This window comes from Chryseobacterium sp. SIMBA_029 (assembly GCF_046535275.1).
GTDB lineage: Bacteria > Bacteroidota > Bacteroidia > Flavobacteriales > Weeksellaceae > Chryseobacterium.
Genome location: NZ_JAWRXA010000552.1, coordinates 1 through 257, shown reverse-complemented (window position 1 = coordinate 257; position 257 = coordinate 1). Strand labels below are relative to the sequence as shown.

Sequence of the window (257 nt, the reverse complement as noted above, 5' to 3'; positions counted from 1 at the left end):
GGACGATCCGATCGCGAACGTTATGTTCCAGCAATCCGGTATTCGGTTTGACGGCCGTGCGCCCCAGAAGGTCCTCGACATCCAGGTCTTGAAGATCCGTCAACTTTGCCTGACCGGTTGCCAGCGCGCTGATATCGGGAACCGTCCGCACGGCGACCTTCGCCGAGCGTAGGCGCTCGATGATTTCGTTGCGCCGGCTGCGATCGATTTGTGGAAGAGCGAGAAGAACCGTCTTGACTTCGAGATCCCCGCACACC

At 59.5% G+C, this 257-nt stretch carries 1 protein-coding gene; it reads right to left on the bottom strand.

Annotated elements, in window-relative coordinates; genetic code table 11:
* On the bottom strand, positions 1 to 257 hold a 257-nt coding region (locus tag SB679_RS25195), incomplete at both ends, for a nucleoside-diphosphate sugar epimerase/dehydratase (protein ID WP_410705058.1).